Consider the following 9,875-nt stretch of genomic DNA (forward strand, 5'->3'; position numbering starts at 1 on the left):
GGTGGGGGCTGGGTTACTGGACTGCGGGGGATGCGGTCAGGGTGCCGTTTTCGGCATTCAGGGTCGCTTGGGTGCCCACCGGGACGGTCAGCTGGTTGGGGCCGTGGCCGATGGGGAGGCCGCCGAGGACCGGCACGCCCAGGTCGCCGAGGCGTTCGGTGAGCACGTCGACGATCGTGGTGTCCCAGCCGTCACCGCAGTCGGTGAACTGCCCGACCGCCACCCCGGCCAGCCCGTCCAGCGCGCCGGCCCGGCGCAGCTGGGTGAGCATCCGGTCGACCTTGTACGGGGGCTCCTGCACGTCCTCGATCAACAGCACCGCCCCGGTCAGGTCGGGCAGGTCCGGTGTGCCGATCGAGGCGGCGATCATGCACAGGTTGCCGCCGAGCAGGGTGCCGGTGGCGAGGCCCGGGACGCGTACGCCGAAGGTCTCCTCGGTGGGCACCGCGGTGATCGACACCGGTTCGGTCGTCATCAGCGCCGCGTGCAGGGACTCGGCGGAGCGCAGCGGGGTCCGCTCGTCGCGCCAGGCCGCCCCTGGACCGTGCACCCCGGCCAGCCGGGCACCCCGCCACAGTGCGAACTGCAACGCGGTGATGTCCGAGAAGCCGGCCACCACCTTCGGGTCGCGGCGGACGGCGGCCATGTCGATGGCGTCCACGACCCGCTGGACGCCGTACCCGCCCCGGGTGCAGATCACCCCGCGGATCTCCGGGTCGGTGAAGGCCGTGTTCAGGTCGGCGGCCCGTAGGTCGTCGGTGCCGGCGAGGTAGCCGTGGCGGGCGTACGCGTTCGGCGCCGGCACCGGGCGCAGGCCCCACCCGGTGAGCAACTCCATGCCCCGGGCCACCCGCTCGGGCGAGGTCGGGCCGGACGGCGACACCAGCAGCACCGCGTCGCCCGGGAGCAGCACGGGCGGGCGGACGGCTGCGGTGTCGTCGCTGATCACAACCGCTGAGCCTAACGACCACGCCAGGTCCGGGCCGCCGCAGAGGGACACCACCGGAAGCGCGGGCCTGTGGCGGGGCGCTGCGCCGCGCGGCGCACCGGCTAGCCTCGACGGGTGGCAACCGCGCTGGTGATCGAGAACGACCCGACCGACGACGCACGCCGGCTGGGCGAGTGGCTGACCGAGGCTGGGCTGGAGCTGTGGGTGGTTCGCCCGCACGCCGGCGACGAGCTCCCCGCCGACCTGGAGGGGTACGCGGCGCTGGTGGTGCTCGGCGGCGACCAGCAGGCGTACCCGCTGCCGGACGGCTCGCCCGGCGCACAGTGGTTCCCGGCGGTGGAGGGACTGCTGCGCAAGGCGGTCCGCTACCGGGTGCCGACCCTGGCCGTCTGCCTGGGCGCGCAACTGCTCGCCACCGCGCATGCCGGCCTGGTCGAGCGGAGTCCATCCGGGCCGGAGATCGGCCCGGGCGTGGTCGGCCGGCGCGACGCCGCCGAGAACGACCCGCTGTTCCGGTACGTGCCGTTGATCCCGGACGTGCTCCAGTGGCACGCCGACGAGATCACCGAGCTGCCCCGGGGCGCCACCCTGCTGGCCGCGTCCACCCGCTACCCGCACCAGGCGTTCCGGCTCGGTGACCGGGCCTGGGGTCTGCAGTTCCACATCGAGTGCGACGCCGCGATGATCGCCGACTGGGCCACCGACTCGGCCCAACTCGCCGAGCTGGGCTACGACCCGGAGCTGGTGGTCGCGGCCTGCGCCTCGGTGCTGCCCGACATCGAGGAGGTCTGGCAGCCGTTCGCCGCCCGGTTCGCCGCGCTGGCCCTCGGTGAGTTGGACGACAGCACGATGCGGCGTGGCCTGCCGCTGCTCGGGCACTGATGAGCCGGCCGACCAGGGCAACGGGCCGGCTCGCCCGGTACGGCTTCGGCACCGCCGAGGGCGACGGCGGCGCCCGTGCCGCCGACCTGCTCGGCCCGGACGGGCTGCGGCTGTGGCGGCCGGAGGAGCAGGAGCCGGCCGACGAGCCGGCCGGTGAGCTGCTGGCCGCGATGTCCCGGGCCGCCGACCCGGACCTGGCGCTGCGCCAACTGCACCGCATCGTCGAGGCCGAACGTCGCACGACCGACGGCGCCGCCGACTCGCCGCTGCTCGCGGAGCTGCACGCTGACCCGGGGCTGCGGCGGCGGCTGATCGCGGTGCTGGGTGCCTCGTCGGCGCTCGGCGATCATCTGGTGGCCCATCCCGACCACTGCACGGCGCTGCGGACCGCCCCGGACGGGCTCGCGCCGATCGCCGAGGGACGGTTGGAGCCGGCCGCCGGTGGCAACCCGGTGGCGGTGCTGCGGACCGCGTACCGGTTGGCGCTGCTGCGGATCGCGGCGGCCGACCTGACCGGCGGGCGCGGCCTGGAGCAGACGATGGCCGCGCTCTCCGCGTTGGCCGACGCGACGTTGGCCGCCGCCTACGAGGTGGCCGTCGCGGAACTGGCGGAGGGCACCGAGCGGCCTCGCCTCGCGGTGGTGGCGATGGGCAAGTGCGGCGGCGGCGAGCTGAACTACGTCTCCGACGTGGACGTCATCTTCGTGGCCGCCGAGGACGCCGACCTGGCCGCCGCGACCCTGGTGGCGACCCGGCTGATCCACATCTGCGGGCTGGTGGCCTGGCCGGTGGACGCCGCCCTGCGCCCCGAGGGCAACCGGGGCCCGTTGGTGCGGACCCTCGCCAGTCACCTGGCCTACTACCAGCGGTGGGCGCGCACCTGGGAGTTCCAGGCGCTGCTCAAGGCCCGCCCGGCCGCCGGGGACCTCCCGCTGGCCCAGGAGTGGATCGACCAGCTCGCGCCGCTGGTCTGGCGGGCGGCCGAGCGACCCGAGGCGGTCGAGGACGTCCGCGCCATGCGGCGCAGGATCATCGACCACATCCCGCCGAAGGAGTTGGAGCGCGAGATCAAGCGCGGCCCCGGCGGGTTGCGCGACATCGAGTTCGCCGTCCAGTTGCTGCAACTCGTACACGGTCGCGGGGACGAGACGCTGCGGGCTCCGGGCACCATCCCGGCGCTGCGCGCGCTGGTCGCCGGTGGCTACGTCGGCCGGGCCGACGGCGAGGCGCTGCTGTGCGGCTACCGTTTCCTGCGCAGCGTCGAGCACCGGCTGCAACTACAGGGCCTGCGTCGTACGCACACCGTTCCCACCGAGCCGGGCGCGCTGCGGTGGCTCGCCGCCGCGCTGGGTTTCACGGCGGCGCCGGGGCGCAGCGCCGTGGAGAGCTTCCGGGCCGAGTGGGTCACCCACGCCACCGAGGTACGCCGGCTGCACGCCAAGCTGCTCTACCGGCCGCTGCTGGAGTCGGTGGCCCGGGTGCCGGCCGACGGGCTGCGCCTCACCCCCGAGGCGGCCAGGCACCGGCTGGAGATCCTCGGCTTCGCCGACCCGGCCGGGGCGCTGCGCCACCTCCAGGCGCTCACCGGCGGCGTGAGTCGCACGGCGGCCATCCAGCGCACCCTGCTGCCGGTGCTGCTCAGCGAATTCGCCGACGCGCCGGAACCGGACCGGGGGCTGCTCAACTACCGGAAGGTCTCCGACAAGCTGGGCAGCACCCCCTGGTATCTGCGGCTGCTGCGCGACGGTGGCCCGGTCGCCCGTCGGCTGGCCCGGGTCCTGGCCCTGTCCCGGTACGTCGCCGACCTGCTCGCCCGAGACCCGGAGGCACTGCGGCTGCTGGCCGAGGAGAACGAGCTGGCGCCCCGCTCCCGCGAGGTGCTCCGGGAGGGGTTCCTCGCCGCAGCGGCCCGGCACGCCGACCCGGTCGAGGCCACCCGCGCGGTACGCGCACTGCGGCGCCGGGAGCTGGTCCGGGTGGCCTGCGCCGACGTGCTCTGCCGGGCGGGCGCGCTCGCGCCCACACCCACCCGGCCGGACGGCGCGAACCGGCCGGCACCGGGGCTGGCCGACATCACCCAGGTCGGCACGGCCCTCGCCGACGTCACCGACGCCACCCTGGCCGCCGCACTGCGCGCCGCCCAGGCCAGCCAGCCGGCCCCGGAAGGGCTGCGGTTCGCGGTGATCGGCATGGGACGGCTCGGCGGGTACGAGTCGAACTACCTCTCCGACGCCGACGTGCTCTTCGTCTACGACCCGCCAGCCGGGTCCAGCGAGAGCGCCGCCAGCGCCGCCGCCCACGCGATCGCCGAGGAGCTGCGCCGACTGCTCGGCGTGCCCGCCCCCGACCCGCCGCTGGGCGTCGACGCCGACCTGCGCCCGGAGGGCCGGCAGGGTCCGCTGGTCCGCAGCCTCGCCGCGTACGCGGCGTACTACGCCCGCTGGTCGCGGGTGTGGGAGGCACAGGCCCTGCTGCGCGCCCGGTTCGTCTGCGGCGACGCCGAGCTGGGCGCCGAGTTCGAGGCGATGATCGACCCGGTGCGTTACCCGGCCGAGGGGCTGACCCGCGAGCAGGTCGTCGAGATCCGGCGGATCAAGGCCCGGGTGGAGACCGAGCGGCTGCCCCGGGGCGCCGACCCGGCCACCCACACCAAGCTGGGGCGCGGCGGGCTGGCCGACGTGGAGTGGGCCGTGCAACTCGTCCAGCTCCGGCACGCGGGCAGGGTCCCGTCGCTGCGCGGCACGCGTACCCTCGATGCCCTCGCGGCCGCCGAGCGGGCCGGCCTGATCGACCCGACGGACGCCGCGGAGATGGCCGCCGGGTGGTCCCTGGCCGCGCAGGTCCGCAACGCGTTGATGCTGGTCCGGGGCCGGGCCGGCGACCAGTTGCCCCGGCACGGGGTGGAGCTGGCCGGCGTGGTCCGACTCCTCGGGCGGGACGACCCGGGGGAGTTCCTCGACGAGTACCTGCGCGTCGGCCGCCGCTCCCGTGCCGCGACGGAACGGGTCCTGAATGCCTGACGCGTCGACCCGCCCGGCCACGCGGTCCCCGCAGGTGGTCTGGGCGGCGGCGACCGGGGCCGCGGTCGTGCTCGCCGCCGCGTTCCTGCTCGCGCCGCGGATGGGCACGGACCTCGCGGCCCAGGTGGCCCGCGCCGAGTTCGCCGACCGGTACGGTGCTGCGCCGATCGATCTCGGCTGGTACGGCGGCGTCAACCAGTACGGCTACAGCCTGTTCACGGCCAGGTTGGGCGCGCTGATCGGGATGCGTCCACTGGGGGCCGTCGCCGCCGTGCTCGGCGCGGCGGCGCTGGGCTGGCTGTTCGTCCGGGGCCGGGCCCGCCGGCCGCTGCTGGCCGGCGTCCTCGGTGCCGTGGTCCTCGTCGGCAACCTGGCGAGCGGTCGGGTCACCTTCGCCGTCGGGCTGGCGTTCGGGCTGCTGGCGCTCTGCGCGGTCAGCGCGGAACGCCCGCCACGCCCGGTTCGCCTGGCACTCGCCGCCGGTTGCGCCGCCCTGGCGACGGCCGCGAGCCCGGTCGCCGGCCTGTTCACCGGTCTGGCCGGCGCGGCGTTGCTGCTGGCCGCCCTGCGCCGAGGCGACGGGCCCGGCCGTGCACTGCCCGGTGGGTGGCGCTCGGAGCGACCACTGGCGGAGGGGTTCGTGCTGGCCGTGGCGCCCGCCGTCACCCTGGCGCCGATCGCGTTGCTCTTCGGCAACGGGGGCACCCAGCCGTACTCGGCCGAGTCGATGCGGATCAACGTCGCACTCGCGGTGCTGGTAGCGGTCGTGCTGCCGCGTCGTCGCCGGGTGCTGCGCGTCGGCGCGCTGCTCACCGTGCTGCTCCTGGTCGGCGCGTACTACGTGCCCAGCCCGATCGGTTCCAACGCGCTGCGCCTGCCGCTGCTCTTCGCGCTGCCCGTGCTGGCCGGGTACGCGCCGTTGCCCGGCCCGTGGCTTGCCGGGCTGCTCGCCGCGACGGTCTGGTGGCAGTCCCCGGTGATGCTGAATGACGTCACCCGGGCCGGCGCCGCCGAGAGCGCCTCGGCGTTCTACCGCCCGCTCGTGGCGGAACTCGACCGACGGCAGCCCGTCGGGCGGGTCGAGGTGGTGCCGCTGCGCGACCACTGGGAGTCCGCGTACCTGCCACCGACCGTGCCGCTGGCCCGTGGCTGGGAGCGCCAGGTCGACAGCGACCGCAACGCGCTGTTCTACGACGGCACCCTGAGCGCCCAGACCTACGAGCAGTGGCTCCGCGACAAGGCGGTCACCTACGTGGTGGTCGCCCCGGACGCTCCCGCCGACCGGTGGGGCCGCGACGAGGCCGCGTTGATCCGCGGCGACCTGCCGTACCTGCGGGAGGTCTGGCGCGATCCGACCTGGCGCCTGTACGAGGTGGTCGATCCGACGCCGCTGGTCGGGGCCCCCGGCCGGCTCGTCACCGCCGACCGGGGCGCGGTCCGGCTGACGGCCACGCCCGGCGACGTGCCGGTCAAGGTGCGGTGGTCACGGTGGCTGTCGCTCGATGGCCCGGACGGCTGCCTGCGACCCGGCGCCGACGGGTGGACCGAGGTGCGGGTACGCGCGGCCGGCGACTACTCGATCTCCAGCAGCCTGGCACCGGCCAACCACTGCTGACGGTCCTGCCGTCGGTCACCCACCGGCGTGCTGGCAGCATGTCGGGCGTGCCTCCCCACCTCGCGCGCTGGACCGGCCTGGCCGGCTCGATGCTGCTCGCGCTGTCCGCGTTCCTCGGCGGCGCGTTTCCCAGTGGCCCCCTGCGCAGCACCCCGGTCAGCATCTGGCAGGGCACCAACGGCCCGCTGATCCTGGCCGCCTGGGCGGTCGGCACCGGCCTGATGGCGTACGCCTGGTGGGCGCTGCGCGACGGCGGCCCGTCGACTCGATGGGCGCTGCTCACCGTGGGGCTGTGGCTGCTGCCGCTGCTGGTCGCGCCGCCCTTCGGCAGCCGCGACGTGTACGCGTACGCGTGTCAGGGCGCCAGCTTCGCCGGTGGCATCAGCCCGTACGAGCAGGGCGTCTCCGCCCTGCCCTGCCCCTGGCTGGACTCGGTCTCCTACATCTGGCGGGACACCCCCGCGCCGTACGGGCCGCTCTTCGTGCTCGTCGCGGCTGCGGTGGTCAAGGTCGCCGGCTCGCTGACCGCCAGCATCGTGCTGTTCCGGGCGCTGGCATTGCTCGGCGTGGTGTTGAGCGCGTGGGCGCTGCCGGTGCTGGCCCGCCGGGCCGGGGTGCCGGCCAAGCGGGCGGTCTGGCTGGCGCTGGGCTCCCCGCTGGTCGCCGCGCACCTCATCGGTGGCCCACACAACGACATACTGATGCTCGCCGCGCTGGTCGGTGGGCTGGCCGTGGTGGCCGCACACCCGCGCCGACGCGGCATGCTGCTGGTCGGCGGGCTGCTCCTCGGAGTCGCCGTGTCGATCAAGGTCACCGCCGTGGTGGTGGTCCCGTTCGCAGCGCTGGCGGCCACCGCCGGCCCGTACCGGCTCCGGACGCTGATCCGCGACGGCGGCTGGGTGGTCGGCGGTGCGGTCGCCACCGTGGTGGGCGTGACCATCGCCGGCGGGCTGGACTTCGGCTGGGTCGGCGGGCTGTCCCAGGGCGGCGCCGCCGTCGCCTGGACGTCCCCGCCGACCGCCGTCGGTCAGACCGTCGGTTACGTCGCCGCGCTGTTCGGCGCTCACATCGACGCGTTGCCGGTGACGCGCGGGACAGCCGTGCTGGTCCTGGCCGTCCTCCTCGTCTGGCTCTGGTGGCGGGCCCGCACCCGCGACCCCCTGTACTACGCCGGCCTCGCGCTCGCCGTCACCGTCGCGCTCTCTCCCGTGGTGCACCCCTGGTACTGGACGTGGCCGTTGTTCGTGCTGGCCGCCACCGCCCGCCGTACCGGCTGGTTCACCGTGGTCGCCCTCGTCGCGTCGCTCCTGGTGCTGCCGGACGGCACCGGGCTGCCCCGGTTCACCAAGACGGTCGGGGCGCCACTGATGACGCTGTTGGTGATCGTGGTGGTCGTCCGGTTGGTACGGTCGGCTCGGGCGGCCCGTCAGCCGGTCGCCGCCGACTGAGGGAAGGTGCGCCGGTGACCGCTCCCGGCCCGCCTGTTCCGCCGCCTGTTCCGCCCTCGCGTTTTCCGCCGCCGCCTCGTCCTCTGTCGGCACGCCTTGCCCGGTACGCGGGCCTGGCCGGCGCGGTCCTGCTCACTGTGGCCGGCTACCTCGGCGGTGCCCTGCCCGACGCCCCGCTCGGCGTGACACCGGTGTCGACCTGGCGAACCCCGGACGGCCCGGCGACGCTGATCTGCTGGCTGGCCGGCACCACGCTGCTGGTCGGTGCGTGGTGGTCGCTGCGCGGGGGCGCACCGTCGACCCGGTGGGCGTACGTCACGGCCGGGCTGTGGGCGCTGCCGCTGCTCGTCGCGCCACCACTGGGCAGCCGGGACGTCTACTCGTACGCCTGCCAGGGCTGGACATACGCGCACGGCGTCGACCCGTACGCGGTGGGGGTGGCGGCGGCGGGCTGCCCCTGGCTGGACACGGTTGCGCCGATCTGGCGGGACACCCCGGCACCGTACGGGCCGGTGTTCGTCCTGCTCGCGGCGCTGGCGGTCACGCTCGGCGGCGGGCTCACCGGCACTGTGGTGCTGCTGCGGGTGATCGCCGTGGCGGGGTTGCTGCTGGCCGCGATCTCCCTGCCCGGCCTGGCACGGGCAGCCGGGGTGCCGACCCGGCGCGCCGCGTGGCTGGCGTTGGCCGCCCCACTGGTCGGGGTGCACCTCATCGCCGGCGCGCACAACGACGCGGTGATGCTGGGCCTGCTGCTCTGCGGGCTGCTGGTGGCGATCCGGCGACCGGGTTGGCCTCCGGCACTGCTCCTGGCCGGGGCGCTGCTCGGGTTGGCGGTGACCGTGAAGGCCAGCGCGGTCGTGGTGGTGCCGTTCGCCGCCCTGGCCGCAGTCCGTGGTCGTCACACCGTACGGGCGTTGCTGCGCGACGGCGGCTGGCTGGCCGGTGGGCTGCTCGGTGCGGTGCTGGTCACCTCGGCGGTGTCCGGGCTCGGGTTCGGCTGGGTGGGCGGGCTGACGCACAGCGGCGACTCGGAGCAGTGGACGTCACCACCCACCGCCGTCGGGTTCGTGGTGGACTACGCCGGTGCGCTGGTCGGCCGGGACCCGCAGGCGGTGCCGGTGGTCCGGGCAGTCGCCCTGCTGCTGCTGGCCGGGGTGCTGGTGGTGCTCTGGTGGCGGGCCTGGCGGGCGCTGCGCGGCTTCAGCGATGCCCGGCGGGTGGCGCGGGTCGAGGGCGCGCGGGTCGATGGGGCGCGGGTCGATGGGGCGCGGGTCGAGGGCGCGCGGGTCGATGTGGCGCGGGTCGAGGGCGCGCGGGTCGACGGGGCGCGGGTCGAGGTTGCGTGGGTCGACGGGGCGTGGGTCGAGGAGGCTCGGGTCGAGGAGGCGCGCCCTCGGGTGGTGCTGCACGGCGCTGCCCTGGCGCTGGTCGCCACCGTCGTCCTGTCCCCGGTCTTCCACCCCTGGTACGCGACCTGGCCCCTGGCGCTGCTCGCACTAACCGCCGCCCGAACGACGTGGTTCGTGCTGCCAGTGGCGGTGGCGGCCTTCCTGACCCTGCCCGACGGCACGAACCTGGCCCGCTTCACCAAGGCACCCGGCGCCCTGGCGATGACCGCCCTGCTCCTGATCGTGGTCCTACTGGTCCTGCGCACCACCCACCGCCCGGGTCCAACCCGTCGATCATGAGGTTGGCGGGGACAACTCGGACGGAACGCCGGGCCAACGTCATGATCGACGTGTCCGGGCGGCCAAGATCGTGCTCGATCATGGATAGGGGGCTTCGAGCCGCCCTGGTGGCCACTACAACCATGATCGAGCACGATCCCCGTCCCGGCCCAGTCCAAGATCCGCGCAACTTCAGGGAAAGTGCTGCCTACGGTGCGTGGGCGGCAGCAACATCCCGGACGTTGCGCGGGGCGCGGGGCGCGGGGCGCGGGGCGCGGGGCGCGGGGCGCGGGG

6 protein-coding genes are annotated in these 9,875 nt (G+C 75.3%); 5 read left to right on the top strand and 1 reads right to left on the bottom strand.

Annotated features, from left to right (window positions below):
* Positions 1–13 precede the first annotated feature (13 nt).
* Positions 14–949, bottom strand: coding sequence for an LD-carboxypeptidase (locus KBX34_RS32125; protein WP_210928834.1), 936 nt, complete (start codon positions 947–949; stop codon positions 14–16).
* A 114-nt stretch (positions 950–1,063) separates the two neighbouring features.
* Here KBX34_RS32125 and KBX34_RS32130 point away from each other — a divergent pair, with 114 nt between their 5' ends.
* The 5 genes from KBX34_RS32130 to mptB (KBX34_RS32150) all read left to right on the top strand — a co-directional run bounded on the left by KBX34_RS32130 (position 1,064) and on the right by mptB (KBX34_RS32150) (position 9,602).
* A complete protein-coding gene (locus KBX34_RS32130; RefSeq protein ID WP_088949497.1) occupies positions 1,064–1,831 on the top strand; it encodes a type 1 glutamine amidotransferase in 768 nt (255 codons plus the stop codon).
* On the top strand, positions 1,831–4,851 hold the full coding sequence (locus tag KBX34_RS32135; protein WP_210928836.1) for a bifunctional [glutamine synthetase] adenylyltransferase/[glutamine synthetase]-adenylyl-L-tyrosine phosphorylase: 3,021 nt from the start codon (positions 1,831–1,833) through the stop codon (positions 4,849–4,851). The genes KBX34_RS32130 and KBX34_RS32135 overlap by 1 nt, the downstream gene beginning before the upstream one ends.
* The gene (locus KBX34_RS32140; RefSeq protein ID WP_247672482.1) at positions 4,844–6,466 is read left to right on the top strand and encodes a hypothetical protein; all 1,623 of its coding nucleotides are present in this window, start codon (positions 4,844–4,846) and stop codon (positions 6,464–6,466) included. Before KBX34_RS32135 ends, KBX34_RS32140 begins: the two co-directional genes overlap by 8 nt.
* Positions 6,467–6,513: 47 nt before the next feature.
* Positions 6,514–7,914, top strand: coding sequence for a polyprenol phosphomannose-dependent alpha 1,6 mannosyltransferase MptB (mptB, locus tag KBX34_RS32145; protein ID WP_210928838.1), 1,401 nt, complete (start codon positions 6,514–6,516; stop codon positions 7,912–7,914).
* Between the two features lie 83 nt (positions 7,915–7,997).
* Positions 7,998–9,602, top strand: coding sequence for a polyprenol phosphomannose-dependent alpha 1,6 mannosyltransferase MptB (mptB, locus tag KBX34_RS32150; protein WP_210794795.1), 1,605 nt, complete (start codon positions 7,998–8,000; stop codon positions 9,600–9,602).
* Positions 9,603–9,875 lie beyond the last annotated feature (273 nt).

It is taken from the genome of Micromonospora sp. M61, from assembly GCF_018070245.1.
In the GTDB taxonomy this organism is placed as follows: domain Bacteria; phylum Actinomycetota; class Actinomycetes; order Mycobacteriales; family Micromonosporaceae; genus Micromonospora; species Micromonospora zamorensis.